Source organism: Streptomyces sp. WMMB 714 (assembly GCF_900090125.1).
In the GTDB taxonomy this organism is placed as follows: domain Bacteria; phylum Actinomycetota; class Actinomycetes; order Streptomycetales; family Streptomycetaceae; genus Streptomyces; species Streptomyces daqingensis.
In genome coordinates this window covers 299,449-319,307 of the sequence record NZ_FMHJ01000004.1, presented here as the reverse complement: position 1 = coordinate 319,307, position 19,859 = coordinate 299,449, and the positions used below count along the sequence as shown (strand labels likewise).

Genomic DNA, 19,859 nt, shown 5'->3' with positions numbered 1-19,859 from the left:
GACGGAGGCTGGTCGCCGGCCGTCGGCGCCGTGCCGTACGGAACCGCCGCCCGACCCCGACGTGTTGACGTCCCCGACGTACCGAAACCGCTGACGAGTCGATGTCCCCCGACGAGTAGACGTCGCCGACCGAGGAGATCCGGATGCGCAGACTGCGTGTACGACTGGCTGCTGTTGTTGTCGCGAGCATGGCTCTGCCCGTCACGCCGGCCGTGGCCGAGCAGCCCGCCGGGTGCGCCGACGACTCGGTGCGACTGACCGTCGAGGAGCAGCGGCTGGACAAGGCCGCGCCCCAGGAGATCCTGCGGCGCTCCGGCTTCGGCTCCGTGGCGCCGCGTTTCGCCCGTGCCCTGTGCGGTGCGGACTCGTACGGCCAGGCGCGGAAGGCGGTGGCGCTGCACGGGCAGCGGCTGTGGCAGCGCGCGGTGGAGCGCGCCCAGGGACGCGGCCCGGCGGCCGGGGACCTGAGCCGTCTGGACGACCGGCCCCTGTACTGGGCGCGGCTCGGGATGACGGCCGCGCTGCGGCAGTGGGATCCCGGCTTCGAGCTGACCGACGCCCGACGCACCGCCCTGATGGACGAGTTGGAGCGCGGCTCGCGCGGCCAGGACGCGATCCGCTTCCCGGGCGGGGCGGAGAGCGGGACGGAGAAGGGGCTGAAGCGGGTGCTGGTCACCGGCTTCGACCCGTTCACGCTGGACGAGGACATCAGGATCAGCAATCCGTCCGGTGCCGGCGCCCTCGCGCTCGACGGCACGGTGGTGCGCACGGACGCCGGCCGCGTCAGGATCGAGACGGCCGTGTTCCCCGTCCGCTGGGCCGACTTCACCCGCGGAACGGTCGAGCGGGCGCTGCGTCCCCATCTGCCGCGGGTGGACATGTTCACCACCGTCAGCCAGGGCAGGCCCGGCCGGTTCGACATCGAGCGCCACAACGGCGCCTGGCGCGGCACGTTCCCCGACAACGGCAACGTCTCCGCGTCCGGGACCGTCCCCGTCTCCGACCCCTCGACCCAGCCCCAGTGGACGTCCACCACGCTGCCCTACCAGGACATCACCGGCACCCCCACGGGCCGCTTCCCCGTGCGGGACAACACCGAGGTGGTCGAGATCCCGGCCGGCGGAAGCGAGCCGGTGACGCGTCCCGACGGCCCGACGGAGGGCTCCACCGCGCGTGAGGGAGGCGGCGGGGACTACCTGTCCAACGAGATCGCCTACCGCGCGACGCTGCTGCGCGACCGGCTCGGACTGGACGTCCCCGGCGGCCATGTGCACACGCCCGTCCTGGAGTTCGGCGAGGGCAACACCGACCCGGAGACGGGCGGGATCACCGACCCGGACTTCGACCAGAACCGGCGGGACATCGTGGACCAGGTCCGTTCGATCATCCGCGTTGCGGCCGGGCACTGACGCCTCCCCGCACCGACGCCCCGCCCGCCCGGGTGCCATCGTCCGGCTCCGGCGGACGCCACCCGGGCGGGCGCGTGGGCACGTGGGCACGTGGGCCGCGGGCGCGTGGGCCGGGATATCCGGTTGCGGCGGGGTCCGGGTCCCAGCATCGTGAGCTGGATGAGCGACGTACCCGAGCGGTGGAGCAAGGCCGCCGTCCACCCCGACATGTGGGCCGACCCGGACGAGGATCCCCGCAACCGTGACGGGGCGAGCCCTGACGGCGAGTTGGCGACGCTGCGGGACTTCCTGGACGACTACCGGCTGACCCTGCGCCTGAAGTGCGAGGGGCTGGACCCGGAGCAGCTCGCCCGGCGCTCGGTGCCGCCCTCGACGATGTCGCTGCTCGGTCTGGTGCGTCATCTCGCGGAGGTGGAGCGCGACTGGCGCAACTGGATCTCCCCCGGCGGTCCGGCCCCGAAGCTGTACGGAGCACGCGACGCGGACTTCGAGGGAGCCGCGGCGGAACAGGCCCTGGTCGACGGGGCGTTCGCCGACCTCGCCCGCGAGCAGGCGGCGACCGACGCGGCTCTCGAAGGGCATCAGGACCTCGGCACGCGAGTGGGCCGGGACGGCACCTCCGTCCGGGAGTTGTGGGTTCACCGGATCGAGGAGTACGCGCGCCACTGCGGCCACGCCGACCTGCTGCGCGAACGCATCGACGGCCGGGTGGGCCAGTAGCGGTCCTGAACGCCGGGGTCCTGAAGGCCGGGGCTCAAAACACCGGCAGGTATCGGATTTGTCCGCATTCTGTAATAGGCCCTTGTCTGCGGCCTCTTGGGGCGGGTGTCCCCTCACATTGATGCTCCTCGGCACTCGGCCGGGATCCCGATCGCACCGGCGGCTCCAAGCGCCGCCGTGTGTGCACGACTTCGAGGAGACACCACATGTCTGCTTCTCGTCCGCTCCGCTTCGCGACGATGCTTCTGGCGTCCGGCGCTCTCCTGGGCGCGGTGGTCCAGCCGGCCACTGCCGCCGATTCGCACGCCCCGCGCTCGGCGGTGAAGATCGGACACGTGCAGTACGACAGCCCCGGTTGGGACACGCGCTCCAACCGCAGCCTGAACGCCGAGTGGGTGGAGGTGCGCAACACGGGCCGCAAGCCGGTGCGGCTGAACGGCTGGACCCTCACCGACCGTCAGGGCAACAAGTACCGCTTCCGCAACGTGTGGCTGCGGGGCCACGACTCCGTCCGCGTCCACACCGGCATCGGCCGCGACACCCGCCACCACGTCTACCAGGACCGCCGCAACTACGTGTGGGACAACCGCGACGCCGCCACGCTGCGCAACGACCGCGGCCGCTGGATCGACACCAAGTCGTGGGGCCGGTACGGCCGCTGACCGGTAGCACCGCACGTCACTCTGCGCTCCACCGCCCGACCGGCCGGCGGTGGAGCGCAGTGCCGTACCAGGAGGCGGACGCCCGCGAACGCCCGCGGGGAGCGGGGCGGGTCAGGACTCCCGCTGGGAGCCGGACGGTCGGGGCGGTCCTCGGCGCCCCGCCGCGCCGCCGTCACGACGCCACAGGGTTCTCGATCAGAGTGACGCGATTGCCGTCGGGATCGTGCACAGCGGCGAACCGGCTTCTGCGGCCGCCCTCTTGCACGTCGCCGGCCTCGATTCCCCGCTCCGCGAGCTCCTCCAGGGCCGCGTCCAGGTCCGGGACCACGAGGTTCAGCAGCGTCGACCCCGCGTGCTCCGGGGACTCGAAGACCTGGACCCAGGCGTTCGCCGACACGTGCCAGTCGGCCAGCCCGGGCATCGGCCTGGCGTCCGGCTGCCGGTCCAGGAGGCGTTCGTACCAGCTGACGGACGTCCCGATGTCGGTGACGGGGGCTACTGCGAGCACCATCGAGAAGTTCATGCCATGAAGTCCTTTCGCAAGCGCGTGTGATCCGGTACGTACGGACTCCGCGTCCGCCGCGTACTCATCGCCCGTCGGCGCCCCGGGAAAATCCCTTCGAAGGGGGGCGCGGCCCGCCCGTACGCTGCCGGACCATGACCTACGAACCGACGGAGCCGGGGCCGGGGTCGGCACGGGAGCTGGTGCCGCAACAGCCGGCACGGGAGCTGGTGCCGCAGCCGGGTGCCCCCGCCCGGGAGTGGGTCGACTACGACCTCGCCGCCCGCCGCACCCACTACTGGTCAGCGCTCTCCGGCACCGCTCCCGCGCTCCCGCCGGCACCCGCTGAGGCGCTGTGCCACGGCGACGGACGCGTACGGGAGGCGGCGCTGCGCCGTGCCGTACCCGGCGCGCTGCTGCCGCTGGTGGTCCTCCGCTGCGCCGACTGGGCCGAGCCGGTCAGGGACGCGGCGCGCGCCGTGCTCGCGGCGGCGTCGGACGAGTCGCTGGTGGCCGCGGCGGACACCGTGCTCGGGACGTCCGCACGCCGGTACGGCGGATTCGCCCTGGAGCTGCTGGAGACGCGGCTGGCGGGCGGCCGACTGGCGCTGTGGCGGCGGATGTTCAGCGACACCTCCCGCCGCGTGCGCCGCTGGGCGTACCGGCGGGCCGCGGACACCGGGCGGCTGACGGCGGCGGAGTTCGCCGAAGCCGCCTGCCGCGACACGGACGTGATCGTCCAGGAGACGTGCGCCTCCGCCGCGCTCGCCTCGGATCCGCTGCCGGAGACCGTGCACGACCGCCTCCTCACCTCCCGCTCCCCTCGCGTACGCGCCGCAGCCGTGACGGCGCTGCGCCGCTCCGGTCGGCAGTGCAGAGCGGTCCCACTGCTGGCCGACCGGACCGCGGCGGTACGGGCGTGCGCGCAGTGGGCGGTCCGTACGGCAGGCGGGGAACCCGCGCCGTACTACCGCGCGGCGCTCACCCACGCCGCCGAAGCGCCGCCCGGCGCCGTCGCGGGCCTGGGCGAGTGCGGCGTTGCGGCCGACGCGGCGCTGCTCGGGCCGCTGCTCGGCGACCCGCGAAGCGGGGTGCGGGCGGCGGCGGCCGGGGCGCTGGACCGTCTCGGGGCGGCCGATCCCGCGCGCCTCTCGGAGATGCTGGACGACCCGTCCCCGGCAGTCGTACGGCGCGTGGCGGCGGCCCTCGAACCGGACGCGCACACGCTCCCGGCCGGCGAGCTCCTCGCCCGCCTCGCGCCCGGGCACCCGGCCCACGTCCGGCGCGCCGCCCTGCGGCTTGTGCAGGCCGGCCGCCCCGAGCTGGAGCAGCTCCGTGCGGCTCTGCCGCTCGTCGACGACGAGGACGCGGCTCTGCGCGGCGCGGCCCGCATGCTCACTGCACGCTGGTCTCCACCGGACGCCGCGAAGCTCTGCGCGGCGCTGCCCCCGTCCGAACGGGCGCTGCTCTCGGCGGAGTTGGACAGGGCGTCGCTTTCGCTGCACCCGGGCACGGTCCGCATGCTGCGCCTGATGCTGCGGCTCTGAGCTTGCACGGGACGACGGCCCGTCACCGTCCCGGTCCCGGAACCGTTCCCGTCAGCCGTCGCCGGAGCGGTTCGCGTCCCGTTCCGTTCCCGTCAGCCGTCGCCGGTGCCGGGGCGGCCGGAGCTCTCGAAGGACTCCAGCAGACGGGGCGGAGCGGCCTGCTTCCAGGAGTCGACGAGGATGTCGCGCAGCTCGTCGCCGTCGTCGAGCGCGGCCAGACGTACACGCACCCACGCGGTGGGCGCCTCGTGCGGCGGCACCCAGAACTTCTCCGGCTCCGCCGCGATCAGCTCGGTCCGCTCGTGCCTGGGGCAGCGCACGGCGAACGACGTCTCGTCGTCGGGAACGGTGACGAACATCTTCCCGGCGACGCGGAAAGTGGGCATCTCCCACGCCACCTTCTCCACCGTCTCCGGAAGGGACAGCGCGATGCGGCGGACGTCCTCTGAGTCGGGCATGGGACCAACCTAGGGCCTGGCTGACAAACAGCGCCGTCCGCTGCAGGCGGTGCTCGCGGCGGACGGTGCGTACAGCCCCGAGGCAGAGGATCGCCCTCGTCGTGGGCTACTCGGCCGATGCGACAACGCCGGGGGCACCTCCCGCGAAGCGGGGAAGGATGTGCGTGCCAGTCGTCGCGAGCAAGGCGAGATGTGCCGGACAGGGCCTGGAACGCCCGGGCCGGCCTCACTCGCGGGACGGGGTCCGCCCGGCCCGGTCCGCGAGTCTCCGCCCCCACGCCTGCCCGGGCGCCTCGATGTACCGGTGGGTCAGCACGCACAGCGGCAGCAGTACGGCGAGGAAGCCGGACGCCGCCGCCAGGCCGCCGCGTCCGGGCGAGCGCACAGCCGCGCCCGCGGCGGCCAGCAGCATCGGATGCAGCAGGTAGACCGAGTAGCTGATCGTCCCCAGCCCGGTCAGCGGACGCGGAAGGCGCCGGTGGCGCAGGGCCCGTCCGGCCCAGAAGGTGAGCGCGGCGAGCACGAAGGCGACCGTCCATCCGCGCCGGTTGAAGCCGCTCCCGCCGTACGCGGCGGCGCACACGAGGGCGGAGGCGAGCACCGCCGCGGCGGCCGGGGCCGCGCTCCGGCCCGGGCTCCGGCCGTGGTCCGCCCGGTGGACGGCGGTCCCGAGGAACATCACCGCCAGGATCAGCAGGCCCTCCCACGGCGGAACGGTGCCGTTGAAGGGGACGAGGACGAGTACGAGCCCCGCACCCAGCACGGCACCGCACACGCGCAGGGAGCGGCTGCGGGCGAGGGAGCAGCAGACCGCCGCGGCGAGGACGGCCGCCGCGGCGAATGTGAGCGGGACGGTGCCGACGGCCGCTGACAGCGCGGACGGCCGCGGCGTGCCCGCGAACGCCCCGGCGGCGAGGGCCAGTACGGACAGTCCGGCCAGGGAGACCGCGACGGGGGCGGACCGCTGGTGCCTGCGGAAGGCGAAGAGGGCGACGGTAAGGAGGTAGAAGCACACCTCGTAGGAGAGGGTCCACAGGACTATCAGGACGCTCTCCGTTCCCAGGAGTTCCTGGAGGAGCGTGACGTGCGCGAGGACCGCCGCCGCCACGGAGGCGGCAGAGGCGTCGGGCCATTCGGCGCGGAGCTGGGCGTGGCCGGTCAGGTACAGCAGCGTCACCGCGGACACGGCGGCGGCCCACAAGGGGTACATGCGGAAGGCCCGGCCGATCCAGAAGGCCCGGACGCTGCCCCGGCGTTCGAGCGACGCGGGGATCACGTACCCGCTGACCAGGAAGAAGAGCACGACGCCGTAGCGGCCGCAGTCGAACCACGGCATCAACTGCCTGCGGAATCCGGGGAGGAAAGCGGACGAGGCGTGGTCGAGGACGACCATCATGGCGGCGATTCCGCGGAGGGCGTCGAGCCAGGCGAGCCGGGAGGGGGCGGACGCAGTCCGCCCGGACGCCGAGGGCGAGGACGTGGGCGAGGGCGAGGACGAGGACGAGGACGTAGGCGAGGGCGAGGACGTGGGCGAGGACGTGGGCGAGGGCGAGGGGACAGACGCCGGGGCAGGTGGCGGGGACGGCGGCCGGTCGGTCCGTCCGCAGGGGCCGCACGGCACGGTCCGCACGGCCGGTCGTGCGCTCCGCGCGGGCCGTCTCCGGTCCGGGGCGGCGGGGCGCGCACGGTAGTAGCGCAGCGGCCGGCCGTCGACGACGGTCTCGTGGGCGGTCTCGACCAGCCCCTCGGCCTGAAGCCGGTCCAGGGCGGCGTACAGGGCTCCGGCGCGCAGCCGCACCCGTCCCCCGGAGATCCGCCGGGCGTCGCCGATGATGCCGCGGCCGTGCCGCGGGGAGTCCGCCAGCGTCTCCAGCACCAGTCGCGAGGTGTCTCGTGCGCACGTTTTCATCGACCTACATATACAGATCGACTGACTATTAGCCAAGCACTCCCCATAAGGACAGCACCCGTCCGGACACCCTCCCGCCGTCAGAACCGACGGGCGCGCACCGCCCTCGTCAGCGGTCGGGGCACACCTGGGCCACCCTCCCCGCCCCGACGCAACAAGCCTGTATCCGGCGGCACTTGAGGTCTGTGGACGCCGTCACCATGCCCCGCGGTCCGGGCTGCCACGCGCAACGCCGACCAGGGAAGAGCCCCCGTCACCCGCAGGCCGCCGCACCCACTCGTTCCCCGCTCACCCTTGCACAGATACCGATGCTCGGTATATGCAGTTCCCATGACCAAGAGCATGCAGGAACCCACGTTCCTGGTCCTGACCGCGCTGGCTGACGCCCCGCAGCACGGCTACGGCATCATCGGCGACGTAGAACGGATCTCGGGCGGACGCGTGCGGCTGCGCGCGGGAACGCTGTACACGGCCCTGGACCGGCTTCAGGCCGAGGGGCTGATCGAGAGCGACCACGAGGCGGTCGTGGACGGGCGCCTGCGCCGCTACTACCGGCTGACCGACGCGGGCGCCGGCAGGCTCGAGGTCGAAGTCGAGCGGATGCGCGCCAACGTCACGATCGCCGCCACGAGGCTCCGTCTCCGGCACGGTCTCGCGGGAGGGACGGCATGAGCACCCTGGAGCAGCGCTACCGACGTCTGCTGCGCCTGTACCCGCGCCCCCATCGCCACGTGCACGGCGAGGAGATGCTGGCCGTCCTGCTGGAGTGCGCCGCCCCCGGGCAGGAGCGGATATCCGCGGCCGACGGGTTCGACCTCGTCCAGGGTGCCCTCAAGGTCCGCTGGCGCCGTCTGCAGGGCGTCTTCGGCCCGCAGTGGAGCGACGCGCTCGCCGTGGTGAGCCTGATCGCACCGCTCCTCATGCTGGCCTGCAGTTCGAACCCCATGGTCGGGGTGGTGGCCGACGGGGACTTCGACCCGCGCCCCATGCCCGGCGTCCCCTTCGATCCGACGCAGATCCTGGTCAGCTTCTACGTCGTCGGCTGGGCGTTCGTGGTCCTGACGGGGGCGGCGGGCAGGCGGTGGGCGTCGGCCGCCGCGGCCACCGTCCTCGCCACCATGGCGCTGGTCTTCCGCGTCGCGGACATCGCGAGGGGGCACTGGAGCGACTTCCTCGACCCGCCGCTCATCCTGACCGGGCTGATCGCCGCCACGGCGCTCATCGCCTCGCCCGGGCCCCGGCGCGGTGCCCGGATCATCGGCCTGCGCGGCACCCTGCTCGCGGTCACCGCGGCGACGCTGCTCCACGTCCTCAACCACAGCCTGGACTACGCCTCAAAGGCCCCGCACCTGGGCATGCTCCCCTACCTGCTCCTGTTCTTCGCGGTGTTCGGACGGCCGGAGGTGCAGATGCGGTTCGCCGCCCTGACGGTGCCTCACGTGGCGGGCGCGGCGACCTTCTTCCTGGGGATCGGGACGGGGCTGTTCACCACGGACGGGGACGAGGCCCTCTTGTACGACGAGGCCTACTACTCGGCCTACGCGGTGTCCGTCCTGTGCCTGCTGAGCCTGCTGTTCCTGCTGAAGCGGGCACGTGCCGCCGGCGCGGCCGCTCGCGACACCGGCGGTCCGCAGGAGGACAAGGACACCCTCACTCCGTGCTGAGGCCGCAGACCGGCCCTGCCCCGGCAGGGCTGTCCGCCTGCCTCACCCGTGAACTCCCGCCCGGTCAGGGCGTGCTGTGGAACCGGCGGTGCAGGGCACGCACCTGCTCGGCGAGTTCGGGAAACGGGCCCTCGACCGCGACGCCGGGAGCGACCTCCCGGATCGGAAGCGGCCGCACAGGAGGTGCGGGAACCCCCAACTCCGCCAGCCAGTCGGTCAGTTGCGCGGACGAGCTCACGTAGACGATGCGCCCCAGCCCGACCCAGCCGTGCGCCGCGGCGCACATCGGGCAGTGCTCACCTGAGGTGTAGACCGTCGCGCCCGCACGCTGCGCGGGGGTCATGTTCGCCGCGGCCCAGCGGGCCAGTTCGAACTCCGGATGCCTGGTCCGGTCGCCCCCGGCCACCCGGTTGCGGTCCTCGCGCAGCGCCTTCCCGTCCGCGTCGGCGAGCACGGAGCCGAACGGCTCGTCGCCCGCGTCGAGGGCCTCGCCCGCCAACTCCACACAGCGGCGCAGATGCCGCAGCTCGATGTCGTCCAACGTACGTCCCTCCAGTCGGGATTTCGAGCGGATGCTAGACCGGCCCGTACCGCCGCGCACCGCATTTCCCGCGCACCGGCGAACCCCCTGGCCGGGCGGCCCGGTGCGATCCGCGTGAACTCGATCGGCGAGCTGTGCGGAGTAGAGGGTGACCGGGCCGCTGCGCCCCGGCGCGCCTCGCAGAGCAGACGACAGGGGGATGATGGACGACGCGGAACACGGCGGCGGCAGCGGACGGGACTCCCGGCCGCTCGTCCGCCGCCACCCGCTCCTGGGTCTCGCGGTGACCGTCGCCTCGGCGGTGGCGGTGACCGCAACGGTGGTGCTCGGCGCCGAGGCGTTCGACGGCCCGGGCGGGAAGGGCGGTTCGGGCGCCTCCGTCGCGAATGCCGCCGGCACCCGGGAGATCAGCGCGAGGAAGGTGCTCCACGCGGTCGCCGACCGTGTGCGGGAGGAGGAGAAGGACGCCGAGAAGGACGCCGAGATCGACGTGCCCCGGGACGACCAGTTCGTCTACACCCGGGAGATCGTCAAGGAGACCGACCGCAGGACGGGCGAGACCGAAGTCAGGACGGCGGAGAGCTGGCAGTCCGTGGACCGCTCCAAGCGCGGATGGGTGGACGAGATCGGCGGCTCGGGCGGCTGGAGCGAACCGCTGGGCAGGAACGAGTCCACGTTCCCGCCTCCCGACTGGGAGGCCCTGGAGAGGATCCCCACCGACCCGGCCGGGCTGGTCCGCTACGTCGCGGCCGGTCTCGGGATCGGGAAGAAGCCGCTCGAGGAGATCGAGAAGGTCGAGTGGCGCATGATCCACTCCTCCCTGAAGGGACTCGCCACCCGTCCCATGGCACCGAAGGGCCTCCGCCCCGCCGCCTACGACGCTCTCGCGGCGGTTCCCGGCATGAAGGCCGAGCCGGGCGTCGAGGACGGCAACGGACGTCCCGCCGTCGGGGTCTCGTACGACTACGAGTTCACCAGGGACCAGAAGCTGGTCTTCGACGAGGACAGCCACGAGTACCTCGGTGAGAGGGCGATCCGCACGGCCCTCGGCAGGAAGAAGAGCTACGACCAGTTCGTCCGCCTGACCGGCTGCGCCGTCGTCGACGAGGTCAAGCAGCGGCCGTGAAGCGCGGGGGCCGGGCAGCCGCGGTACGGGGGTCCGCGGCTGCCCGGTCCGGCCTGGCGGGGGGTGCGGGGTGCAGGGCGCCGGGCTCTACTCGGGCGCGGCGCGCCTCGTGCAGGTGAAGGGTTCGCCGATCCAGTAGGTGTCATTTTCATGCCGGGGCCGAATACGTCGCTGCGGAAGTCGGCGGAGAGCCCCTTGTGCCACCGGTCGCCACCGGCCGCCGTCGAGCCCGTCGAGCCCGTCGGGTGCCGTTCGGACGGTCAGCCCTTCGGCTCCACGACGTTGATCATCCAGGGGGTGCCGAACCTGTCCGTGCACATGCCGAACACGTCCCCCCACATCTGCTTCTCGAAGGGCACCGCCACGGAGCCCTGGGCTGACAACTTCTGCCAGTAGCCGCGCAGTTCGGCGTCGTCGTCGCCGCTGACGCTCACCGAGAAGCTGTTGCCCGCGGTGTGCTCCGTGCCCGGCGGGGCGTCGGCGCCCATCAGGACGAAGCCGCTGGGCGTCTCCAGCATGGCGTGCATGACCTTGTCGGCGTGCGGGGTGCCGCTCTGGCCGTACTCGCCGAACGTGTGCAGGACCAGCGAGCCGCCGAACACCTCTTCGTAGAACTCCATCGCCTGGCGGGCGTCGCCGCCGAAGCTGAGGTACGGGTTGAGCCGCGAGGCCATGGGAACCTCCTACAAAGCGGAACATAACCGGATTACTCACACTAACCGGAACGCCCGCCGGGGGGGGGCCACCCGTGAAGCGCGCATCCGCACACCGTGGCCGGCGGCCCCCGTCCGGGGCCGCCGGCCAGGCGGTCATCCGTGTGCCGCCGGGACGCCCACCGTCCCCGCGGCCGGGAAGCCGCCGGCTACGAGCTCGCCGTGTGGCCGCCGATGTGCCAGTAGGCCAGCGCCGGGGAGTGCCGCCGGTCCCAGTTGCGCTTGAGGTGGACCCTGGGGTTGGTACGGGCGTCGACCGGGGCCAGCGAGTGGTCGCGGTGGTCGGCGGGCACGATCCGGAACTCCCCCGTGGGCGGGGCGTCGTACGCCTGCGGCTTGGCCACGATCCGCCAATCCTGGGAGGAGTCCTCGGAGTTGCAGGTGCGGACCCTGGCGTTGCCGGAGACCGGCCTGTTCTCGTTCGTGGAGAGGCAGACCGGGACGGCCCTGCCGATCGGCGCCGTCTGGATGCGGTACTGGCCGCCGGCCGTGCGCTTGATCCTCCAGACGGCCCCCGACCCGCCGTGGGCCATCGGATCCCTGTCCCAGACCTCGACGTCCTGGTTCGGGTTCTCGTTCTGGCCGTCCGTGCTCAGGTAGTTGCCGCTCACGGCGTTGCTGATGACGACGTTCTCATCGACCGGGAACGTCCCCGGTGCTGCGGCGGCGGGCGCCTGGACCACGGCCAGCGGCACAGTCGCGAACGCGGCGGTCAGGACGGCGGACTTGATGCGACGCATGCGTCTCCTCGCTTGCTGCTTTCTTGGACGAGGCAGCCTGCTCCGCCGGCCGCCGTTCATCCGGTCCGTCACCCGGTCGGCCGACACACTCCACACCGACGAAGGGAAAGGTGCCGGATCCGCCCGCGGGGCCGCCAGCCGCGGTATGGGCGGAACCGGATGCGCCCCCGCCCGGCCGGGCCTCCGGGGGCCGGCGGAGCCGAGCCCGCGCGGGCCACCGCACGCGGTGCTGTACTGGCCGGGTGAAGCGAGAGCACACACCGGCTTCGGCCGTGCGGAGCAGACGGGGGCGCAAGGCGCGTTCCGGGGGCGGGCGGGCGCGGCAGGCAGCCGAGGAGCAGCGCCGCAGAGTCCGGCTCATGATCGAGATCACGGCCCGGGCCGGGGCCTACCGGAAGGGACTGCTGGCGGCGGTCGGCCGCCTCAGCGCCGAGGAGGCCGCGGTCCTCGCCGACCTGGAGCGGAACGGACTGCAGGTCCCGCAGCTGCACGACGTGCTGTGCGGCGGGCACGTCCTCGTGGACGACCCGGCGCTGTACGAGGAGTGGCGGTCGGCGAGGGGCAGCCGCGAGCGTCTCTCCAGCCACCACCGGGACGTCGACAAGAGCCTCTACCCCGACATCGGGATGCGCGGGCAGGTCGTGAGGGAGAAGCTGCACGGGCGTACCGCTCAGGGCACCTGGGTGCAGCTGGAGAAGACCCCGGCCGCCTTCGGCGAGCGGAAGCTGCCCACCCTGAACGACCTGCGGCACCTCGCGGACTACGTGGTGTACCGGGTCACCCGCAGCAACGTCGGCCCGTGGGGCCTGTCCCGGATGACCGAGCGGCGTCCGATGTACCTGTCGCCGGCCCTGGCGGTGCCCACCTCCCTGACGCCTCCGGTCGCGCGGTCGCTGACCCGGGCGCTGCGGAGGATCGAGGAGGACGACGACGCCACCGCCGTCTCCCAGGACCTGGCCCCGCGCTTCCCGCCGCCGGACCGGCTGGACCTGACGGGGGAACTCGGCCGCGCCCTGACCGGGAGGGCGGGGCGGGGGCTGTTCGGCAACTCCGAGGTGTGGGTCACGGAGACGCCTTCGCGCATCGCCGCGTCGATCCTGCGGGCGCGGCCGGAGCCGCCCCCGGAGGCGGACGAGTGGCTGGAGAGAGGAGCGGCATGAGTGGTGACCGGAACGGTTCCTCGCCCGCTTCGGGCGAGGCGGGGGACGCGTCCGTACCCGAGGGGCTGGTGTCGGCCGTGGTGAACCTGGTCGGCACGGGGCCGGTGCTGCTCGGCGCCTACACGGTCGCCGAACTCACCGCCGTCGACGCGATCGTGGACTTCCTCGAGGCCCGGCCCCCGGACGACGTACTCGCCGAGGCCGTCCGCTCGCTGGCGGCGCGCCAGCTCCTGCTGGCCGGGTCGAGCGCCGAACAGGTCGAGGTACGCGGTGACCTGGGCATCGTGGTCGCGTTCCAGCGCAGGGCGCGGAAGGTGCTCGACGCCCGGACGACCGGTACCGGCGCGGGGGAGCCGTGGCGCATCCTGCTGCTCCCGCAGCCGGAGCGGATCTGCCTCATGGTCCGCATCGACGCGCTCGGCGTCCACGAGGTGGGCCTGTACAAGCTCGACGACGCGCTCGACATGCTTGTCGACTGGCTGCCCAGGGGCCGTCCGTCCGGGGCTGACGCCGCCGCGGACATCGACGGCGTCCTCGACAGCTCCGAGCGGTCGGCGCTGGTCACCGTCACCCACTACACGGCTCAGGGGTCCGCGGAGGTCGCCGGAGGCAGCACCGACCTCGTACTGGCCCGCAACCACGGGCGCCTGCACGTGCTGTCCCGGGACACCCGCGAGCAGCGGGATCTGACGCCGAGCCGGGTGGACGGCAAGGACGACGTCCACGACAGGCTCGCCGAGCTGCTCGCGGCATAGCCGGCCCGACCGGGCCTACGGGGCGGGACGGCCGCCCCGGTTCCGTGCCGGCCACGCGGTTCGCGGGTGGCCGGAAGGCGCGGCGGGTCGGAAGGCGCGGCGGGTCAGCGGGTCAGCGGGTCAGCGGGTCAGAAGGCGTGGTCCATCTTGCAGGACTTCACCTCGCCGGCCTTCCCGGTCTCGGTCATCGGCATCTCGACGTTCTCCGTGATCTCCTCGTCGTCCGGGGAGTCGGGCTGCGGGGTCAGCTTCAGCGAGGCGCTGTCGACGACCTCGCCCTCCGCGTCGAGGAAGTCGAGGCCGATGAAGTAGCGCCGGTCCGAGGGCGAGGTGCTGGCGGTGACCTTCACGGTCGCCTCGGGGTTCTTCTCCGTGGCGCACTCGACCACCTCGACCCTGATGTCGTCCCGGTCGAAGTCGTCGCCCTTGCCCGGGCGGCCGGTCGGTACGCCGTCGCCTCCGCACCCGCCGTACAGGGCGCCCGTCAGCGCCATGAGCGCGACGATCCCGATCGCCCGCAGATTCCTCTTCCGCCGCTGAAACACGGTTCCCGCCCACCCCGTTCGACTCCTGAGAAGCGCGAGCAGTATCGCAGCCGCCCGCTCGCGCCACCGACGTGGGACGGTCCGTCAGCCGGTCCGCCCGCCCGGCTGCGGTTCTGCCCGGGCGCCGCCGCCTCCGGCCGTCAGCCGCCGGGAAGCGGGCCCGGCCTGTCCGACGCGGGCCAGACGTACGGCAGGTCGTCGGGGACGCCCGGGAAGAGCGGGGCGTAGATGTCCGGGTCCTTGCGGATCAGTGCGGACCGGTGGCTGCGGTGGAAGGCCTCGTCACCCAGCCAGGGCGGAAGTTCACCGGCGTCCCGCAGCTCCGGCTGCCGGCGTACGGGCGTGCCGGGCCGCAGCTCGGCGAGTCCGGCGACGAGCGAGGCCGCGCAGCTGTCCTGACGGCCCTGGTCGCGCCACACCCGGCAGACGTCCAGCCCGTAGCGGACGAGCGCCTCCTCGTACCCGGCCCACATCCGCACGGCCGGATGCCTGCGCCACCCGTACCCCGGCACGGTCAGGCCCCGGAGGACCTGCAACGCCTCGACGCGCTGCTTGCCGAGCCGGCGGCGGTCCAGGACCAGTGCCGCCTCCGTGAAATCGGGACAGGGCAGGAAGGTCTGCATGCGCTCGTCCCTACCAGGGCGGGGCGGACGCGCGAAGGACCGCTGTCGGACGTCCCGGCGGGATCCGCGGCGCGGCACGCCCCGTGTCGCGCCAGACTCAGGCGCCGGAACCCGCCGGGCTTCCCGGTGTGTATCCGTCGCCGAGTCCGCCGCCCCCGGCACGTGACAGCCAGATCCCGCGGCCCACGGCCCACAGGACCAGTCCGGCGATCACCGGCGTGCCGAGGACCAGGAACATGCCGGCGCCGATGTTGGCTCCGATCACCCCGGCGGTCACCACCTGCCAGCCCGCTCCCGCCAGCACGCCGGCCGCCACGAGCGGCGCCAGCACCTGCCACCAGCGGCGGTCGAAGGAACCGCTGCGTGAGGCGCGTACGAGCAGTGCGGCACTGAGCGCCGCCAGCAGGAGGGCGCCCAGTCCGAGCGCGGTCTCCGCACCCGCCGGGACGTCCGGCGGCTGGACGGCGCGGTCGAGCTGCCGGGGCGGTACGCCCGGCTCGTCCTGCCGTCCCACGAGTCCCCAGGTGGCCACGGGTGCGGCGACGGTCAGAACGCCGGCGGCCAGCTGGTGCATCCCCTGTATTCGCATGGGCTCATCGTGGCACGGCGTGCCAGGGCCGCCATGAGCTGAAGTACTCACCCGGCTCCCCGCGCGCCGCGGCACGGGAAGTCCCGGAAGTTACCGCCCAGTTCAGCGGCGCCGCAGCGCCCGAGCACCCCCCGTGATGTGGCCTTCCTCACCGAGGGGGCGCGCGGAGGGCCCGTGCGCGTGCCGTCAGGTCCGGAGCGTGCTGGCGGGGTGCTGTCCGAAGCGCTCGTAGTACGAGGCGAAGAACTTGCCTCGGTTGAGGAACCCCCAGCGGGTGGCGACGGAGGCGACGGTCACCCCCGAGCGCGAATCGGCGGCCTGAAGGTCGCGGCGGGCCCGCTCCAGCCTGACGCGGTGCAGGTAGTCCAGCGGGCTCATGCCGTACTGCCGGAGGAAGCCGTCGTGCAGCGCGCGAGGCGTGACGGACGCGGAACGGGCGATGTCCGTCAGGGTCAGGGGCAGCGCGGCGTTGCCGTCGATGAACTCGACCGCGCGGCGCAGCACCGCCGGTGTGACCGTGCCGGGGCCCGGCTGGTAGTCGGCGGTCATGGTGGTGTTGGGGAACGTCTTCACGGCCGCCGCGCCGAGCAGATTGAGGGCCTGGACGTAGACGAGCGGTTCGGAGAGAGGGCTGTCCGGCGTCTCCAGCTGGTGGGCGACGAAGCCGGCCGTGGAGCGCCAGAACCGGTCCATGGCGGCGGAGACGGGGGTCGTCCCGACGAAGCTCACCCCGTCTCCGGCGCCGGTCTCCGCCGCGGCCTGCTCGGCGGCGCGCAGCGGCACCGACATGACCTCCTTGCCGAGGCGTTCCCAGCTCATCGACAGGGGCACGCCTGCGGGGAGGACGGCCGTGTCGCCGATGCGCAGCCGCGTCTCCAGGTCGCCCGCCGTGACGTTCAGCGTCCCGCCCGTCACGAAGACGAACATCAGGTAGTCGAGGGGGGCGACGTCGATGCTCATGCTCGAATGCACGAGGTGGTCCAGGCTCATGCTCCCGGCGGTCGTGCGACGCCCGTCGAACGTGAAGCCGTCCGTGGGCCCGTATCGCGGCTTGAAGGCGCCGTACATCTCGGCGCTCATCACCTCCGCCGCGTCGGGGTCCGACGTGCCGAACTCCGACCGCAGGACCGGTACCCGTTCAACATCCACCGACATGGCCGCCTCCCGGCTCCGAAGCGGGGCTGCGCCTGCGCTGCGGCAGGACCTTCTCCCTCGACCGTACTCCTCACCGCACCGTCCTGGCCCCGGCCGGCAGCGCAGTTCCGGAACCCGTTCTGAACTGCGCTTACGCCGTTCGTCCACGGTCAGTCGCGAGGTCCCCGGGGCGGGAGGGGGCGCCGTGGGGCCGTCGTCGTCCGGCGGGACCCGGCTCGGCCGGTGCCAGACCGTCGCGTCGGTGCGCCGGCCCGCCGCGGGCCCGTGTCACACAGGCCCGCCCTCGTCACCAGTTCTGCACGGAGTTCAGCAGGATCCGTTCGATGTCCTCCTCGTCCACGGGCCGGGGGCACGTCGTCAGCAACCGCTGCTGCTTCATCGTCCCGGGCACCAGCGCGGGGACGTCGCTCTCGCCGTAGCCGACGGCGCCGATGCCGTTGGGGATGCCGATGTCGCGCATCAGGTCGACGAGGACCTGCGGCAACTGCTCGGCCGGGTCGTCGAGTTGCTCCTTGTCCGGGGCCAGCAGCCGGGCCGCGCGCAGGTGCCGCTCCGGGGCCGCCTCGAAGCTGAACCGGAACGCCTCGGGCGCTGTCAGCGAGACGGCCTGGCCGTGCGGCACCATCGGTTCGTCCTGCGGGTATCCGCGCGGCCGGTAGTCACCGACCATGCCGGCGACGGGGTAGCCGTTGGCGTGCGGGATGTGAACGCCGGCGTTGCCGAAGCCCATGCCCGCGAACGTCGCCGCCATGATCATGTCCGTACGGGCCTCGACGTCCGCCGCTCCGTCGTGCACCGCGCGGCGGAAGGACTTCGCGATGAGGCCCATCGCCTTCTCGCACCACAGGTCGGAGACAGGGTTCGCGCCGCAGTAGGTGACCCGCTCCTCGGGGGCGCGCCTCGCGAAGCCGCCGTACCACCGGGCGGTGTACGACTCCACGGCGTGGCACACGATGTCCATGCCGGACGAGGCCGTCACCTCCGGCGGGAGGCTCATCGTCAGCAGCGGGTCGACGACGGCCAGCGACGGGCGCAGCCTCCAGTGGCTGATGCCGGTCTTGACCTTCATCGACAGCACGTCGAGAACGCACATCGCGGTGCTCTCCGCACCCGTGCCCGCGGTGGTGGGAACCGCGACGAGGGGCTTCAGCGGGCGGTCGGGGGCCTTGCCGCGCCCGACCGGCGCGTTGACGTAGTCCATGAGCTCGCCGGAACACGAGGTGAGCAGGTTGACGGCCTTCGCGGTGTCGATGGCCGAACCTCCGCCGACGGCCACGAAACCGTCCCAGGGGCCCCGGGACTCCGCGTGCTCGACGGCGGCCGCGAAGCTGGCGTCGGACGGTTCGACGTGCACCCCGTCGAAGACCTCCGCCGCGACGCCGTACCGGCGCAGGCTGTCGGCCACCCGGTCCGGGATGCCGAGCTCGCGCACGCCCGGGTCGGTGACGACCAGGACGCGCCCGGCCCCGTACTGCGCCAGTTCGTGGCCGACCTCGTCGCATGCGCCGGCGCCGAACTTCAAGGGCGGCGCGCCCCAGGTGAAGATCGTCTCCTCGGCCGGCTCGCCTGCTTCGTCGCCGCTCATCACGTGTGTGCCTCCGCTTGCTCTCGACGGCGGATTCAGGGGGGCGGCCGGGCTGGTACCCAGCCGGGCGGCCCGCACACTGCCGGCATGGGCCCCTGCGGGCAGTATGACCGCGTTCGCGCGGCGCACGCATGGCGCCGGGCCTCCGGCTGGGTACCAGCCCGGCCGCCCCGAAGCCACAAGAACGCCCCGTCCGGAGAGGCGGCCGGTAACCAACCGACGCGTAGGAAGCCCTGGGCCGGAAGAGGCCGAGGGGCCGGGAGCGCGTGCCGGACGCGAAGACGCGCCGCCGTACGGGGCGGACGCGACCCGTCGGCCGAGGTGCCACCGGGCAGGAGCGGGGCGGCTGCGCCCCGTGCCCGAGCCCAACCTCCGCCCCTCACGGGTGGGTTACGGTTCGAAGGGCGGACGCGCGAAGCGTCCGCACTCACCGACTGGGGGCTGGCATGGCACTGTTCGGCAACGCGCACACCGTCGACCCGGCGTCCGCGCAGCAGGAGTACGCGCGGCTGATGGGGCAGGGCGAGCAGGTGCACGCCGCGTACCTGCTGATCCGCGACACCATCCTCTTCACCGACCGCCGCCTGATCCTCGTCGACAAGCAGGGCATGACCGGCAAGAAGGTGGAGTACCACTCCGTCCCGTACCGCAGCATCACGCACTTCGCGGTGGAGACGGCCGGGACGTTCGACCTGGACGCGGAGCTCAAGATCTGGGTTTCGGGCAGCGCGACTCCCCTGCAGAAGACGTTCACCAAGGGCGTCGACATCTACGAAGTCCAGGCGATCCTCACGGCGTTCGTGGCGCGATAGGGGCGGCCCGTCCCGCCGGACCGGCACCTCCGCGGTACCGGTGCGGGGGCCGTCCTCGGCCTTGCGGCCTACGGCCGCCGCCCGATGTGGCGGTGCGTCACCGCGCCGTAGCCTCGCCCCCGTGACGGAGACGAACGTGCCCTCGGACGGGCCCCGCAGCCCGGAGCGCCGCAAGCGCGAGGCGCTGGAACGGCTCGCGCGGGACAACGACGTGTGGGTGGCCACCGCCGACGCCGCCGGGGAGCCGTGCCTGGTTCCGCTCGCGTTCTGGTGGGACGGCGGGACGGTGTGGCTGGCGACCCGCGACACCAACCCGACAGGGCGGAACCTGCGTGCCTCCGGGCGCGCCCGGCTCTGCTTCGGCTCCACCCGGGACGTGGTGCTGATGCACGGCACGGCGCGGACGGTGGCCCGCGAGGAGCTCGCGCCCGAAGTGGGTGACGCCTTCGCCGCCAAGGACGGCTGGGACCCCCGCCGCTCCCACCCCTCCTACGTCTTCTTCCAGGTCCGTCCCGAGGTGCTGCAGGCGTGGGGAACCGTGGCCGAGATGCCGGGGCGGACCCTCATGCGCGACGGTGAGTGGCTGGTCTGAGACGGGTCCCGCTCCGGCGGACGGTCCCGCACGGCCGGAGACTCTCCGCCCG

The 19,859-nt window shown here is 73.2% G+C and carries 22 protein-coding genes; 11 read left to right on the top strand and 11 right to left on the bottom strand.

The features are described from left to right. Window positions 1-143: 143 nt before the first annotated feature. The 3 genes from H181DRAFT_RS09190 (at window position 144) to H181DRAFT_RS09180 (ending at window position 2,791) form a co-directional block, all read left to right on the top strand. The gene (locus H181DRAFT_RS09190; protein WP_107068710.1) at window positions 144-1,409 is read left to right on the top strand and encodes a pyroglutamyl-peptidase I; all 1,266 of its coding nucleotides are present in this window, start codon (window positions 144-146) and stop codon (window positions 1,407-1,409) included. 159 nt (window positions 1,410-1,568) lie between these two features. After that, window positions 1,569-2,129, top strand: a complete 561-nt coding sequence (locus H181DRAFT_RS09185) for a DinB family protein (protein WP_045863773.1) — start codon at window positions 1,569-1,571, stop codon at window positions 2,127-2,129. A gap of 206 nt (window positions 2,130-2,335) precedes the next feature. Then, a complete protein-coding gene (locus tag H181DRAFT_RS09180; protein ID WP_045863772.1) occupies window positions 2,336-2,791 on the top strand; it encodes a lamin tail domain-containing protein in 456 nt (151 codons plus the stop codon). A 172-nt stretch (window positions 2,792-2,963) separates the two neighbouring features. Here the strand turns inward: H181DRAFT_RS09180 and H181DRAFT_RS09175 are convergent, their stop codons facing one another. Further along, window positions 2,964-3,314 carry a VOC family protein gene (locus tag H181DRAFT_RS09175; protein ID WP_045863771.1) on the bottom strand — a complete coding sequence of 117 codons (351 nt, stop codon included), beginning with the start codon at window positions 3,312-3,314 and terminating at the stop codon, window positions 2,964-2,966. Between the two features lie 134 nt (window positions 3,315-3,448). Here H181DRAFT_RS09175 and H181DRAFT_RS09170 point away from each other — a divergent pair, with 134 nt between their 5' ends. Next, the gene (locus H181DRAFT_RS09170; protein ID WP_052708514.1) at window positions 3,449-4,840 is read left to right on the top strand and encodes a HEAT repeat domain-containing protein; all 1,392 of its coding nucleotides are present in this window, start codon (window positions 3,449-3,451) and stop codon (window positions 4,838-4,840) included. Between the two features lie 92 nt (window positions 4,841-4,932). Here H181DRAFT_RS09170 and H181DRAFT_RS09165 read toward each other — a convergent pair whose 3' ends face one another. Together H181DRAFT_RS09165 and H181DRAFT_RS09160 are read right to left on the bottom strand one after the other, a co-directional pair. Further along, complete coding sequence (locus tag H181DRAFT_RS09165) at window positions 4,933-5,298, bottom strand: MmcQ/YjbR family DNA-binding protein (protein WP_045863770.1); 366 nt, start codon at window positions 5,296-5,298, stop codon at window positions 4,933-4,935. Window positions 5,299-5,524: 226 nt separating this feature from the next. Beyond that, on the bottom strand, window positions 5,525-7,207 hold the full coding sequence (locus H181DRAFT_RS09160; protein WP_368073259.1) for an acyltransferase family protein: 1,683 nt from the start codon (window positions 7,205-7,207) through the stop codon (window positions 5,525-5,527). Window positions 7,208-7,537: 330 nt separating this feature from the next. Here H181DRAFT_RS09160 and H181DRAFT_RS09145 point away from each other — a divergent pair, with 330 nt between their 5' ends. Next, window positions 7,538-7,879, top strand: coding sequence for a PadR family transcriptional regulator (locus tag H181DRAFT_RS09145; protein WP_045863767.1), 342 nt, complete (start codon window positions 7,538-7,540; stop codon window positions 7,877-7,879). Then, window positions 7,876-8,871 (top strand): hypothetical protein, encoded by a 996-nt coding sequence (locus H181DRAFT_RS09140; RefSeq protein WP_045863766.1) that lies wholly within the window; start codon window positions 7,876-7,878, stop codon window positions 8,869-8,871. Before H181DRAFT_RS09145 ends, H181DRAFT_RS09140 begins: the two co-directional genes overlap by 4 nt. Before the next feature lie 64 nt (window positions 8,872-8,935). Here the strand turns inward: H181DRAFT_RS09140 and H181DRAFT_RS09135 are convergent, their stop codons facing one another. After that, on the bottom strand, window positions 8,936-9,412 hold the full coding sequence (locus H181DRAFT_RS09135; RefSeq protein ID WP_045863765.1) for a nucleoside deaminase: 477 nt from the start codon (window positions 9,410-9,412) through the stop codon (window positions 8,936-8,938). Window positions 9,413-9,560: 148 nt separating this feature from the next. On the opposite strand from H181DRAFT_RS09135, the gene H181DRAFT_RS09130 reads away from it, so the two are divergent. Beyond that, complete coding sequence (locus H181DRAFT_RS09130; RefSeq protein WP_302622632.1) at window positions 9,561-10,538, top strand: CU044_5270 family protein; 978 nt, start codon at window positions 9,561-9,563, stop codon at window positions 10,536-10,538. A 260-nt stretch (window positions 10,539-10,798) separates the two neighbouring features. On the opposite strand, the gene H181DRAFT_RS09125 is transcribed toward H181DRAFT_RS09130, so the two are convergent. Next, entirely contained in the window at window positions 10,799-11,212 is a 414-nt protein-coding gene (locus H181DRAFT_RS09125; protein WP_045863764.1) for a VOC family protein, read from the bottom strand. Window positions 11,213-11,400: 188 nt separating this feature from the next. Further along, window positions 11,401-11,991 carry an RICIN domain-containing protein gene (locus H181DRAFT_RS09120; RefSeq protein ID WP_045863763.1) on the bottom strand — a complete coding sequence of 197 codons (591 nt, stop codon included), beginning with the start codon at window positions 11,989-11,991 and terminating at the stop codon, window positions 11,401-11,403. Window positions 11,992-12,350: 359 nt separating this feature from the next. Here H181DRAFT_RS09120 and H181DRAFT_RS09115 point away from each other — a divergent pair, with 359 nt between their 5' ends. Next, complete coding sequence (locus tag H181DRAFT_RS09115) at window positions 12,351-13,151, top strand: hypothetical protein (RefSeq protein WP_045863762.1); 801 nt, start codon at window positions 12,351-12,353, stop codon at window positions 13,149-13,151. After that, complete coding sequence (locus H181DRAFT_RS09110) at window positions 13,148-13,906, top strand: hypothetical protein (protein WP_045863761.1); 759 nt, start codon at window positions 13,148-13,150, stop codon at window positions 13,904-13,906. The genes H181DRAFT_RS09115 and H181DRAFT_RS09110 overlap by 4 nt, the downstream gene beginning before the upstream one ends. A 128-nt stretch (window positions 13,907-14,034) precedes the next feature. Here H181DRAFT_RS09110 and H181DRAFT_RS09105 read toward each other — a convergent pair whose 3' ends face one another. From H181DRAFT_RS09105 to H181DRAFT_RS09085, 5 genes are all read right to left on the bottom strand, one after another. Continuing rightward, window positions 14,035-14,400, bottom strand: a complete 366-nt coding sequence (locus H181DRAFT_RS09105; protein ID WP_139131687.1) for a hypothetical protein — start codon at window positions 14,398-14,400, stop codon at window positions 14,035-14,037. 191 nt (window positions 14,401-14,591) lie between these two features. Beyond that, a complete protein-coding gene (locus H181DRAFT_RS09100; protein ID WP_045863759.1) occupies window positions 14,592-15,074 on the bottom strand; it encodes an MSMEG_6728 family protein in 483 nt (160 codons plus the stop codon). Between the two features lie 97 nt (window positions 15,075-15,171). After that, on the bottom strand, window positions 15,172-15,663 hold the full coding sequence (locus H181DRAFT_RS09095; RefSeq protein ID WP_045863758.1) for a hypothetical protein: 492 nt from the start codon (window positions 15,661-15,663) through the stop codon (window positions 15,172-15,174). Between the two features lie 186 nt (window positions 15,664-15,849). After that, on the bottom strand, window positions 15,850-16,818 hold the full coding sequence (locus H181DRAFT_RS09090; protein WP_052708512.1) for an AraC family transcriptional regulator: 969 nt from the start codon (window positions 16,816-16,818) through the stop codon (window positions 15,850-15,852). A gap of 286 nt (window positions 16,819-17,104) precedes the next feature. Then, complete coding sequence (locus H181DRAFT_RS09085) at window positions 17,105-18,403, bottom strand: hydroxyacid-oxoacid transhydrogenase (RefSeq protein ID WP_045863757.1); 1,299 nt, start codon at window positions 18,401-18,403, stop codon at window positions 17,105-17,107. Between the two features lie 446 nt (window positions 18,404-18,849). Here H181DRAFT_RS09085 and H181DRAFT_RS09080 point away from each other — a divergent pair, with 446 nt between their 5' ends. Together H181DRAFT_RS09080 and H181DRAFT_RS09075 are read left to right on the top strand one after the other, a co-directional pair. Continuing rightward, window positions 18,850-19,215 (top strand): PH domain-containing protein, encoded by a 366-nt coding sequence (locus H181DRAFT_RS09080; RefSeq protein ID WP_045863756.1) that lies wholly within the window; start codon window positions 18,850-18,852, stop codon window positions 19,213-19,215. Window positions 19,216-19,336: 121 nt separating this feature from the next. After that, a complete protein-coding gene (locus tag H181DRAFT_RS09075; protein WP_078895612.1) occupies window positions 19,337-19,807 on the top strand; it encodes a pyridoxamine 5'-phosphate oxidase family protein in 471 nt (156 codons plus the stop codon). Window positions 19,808-19,859: the final 52 nt, after the last annotated feature.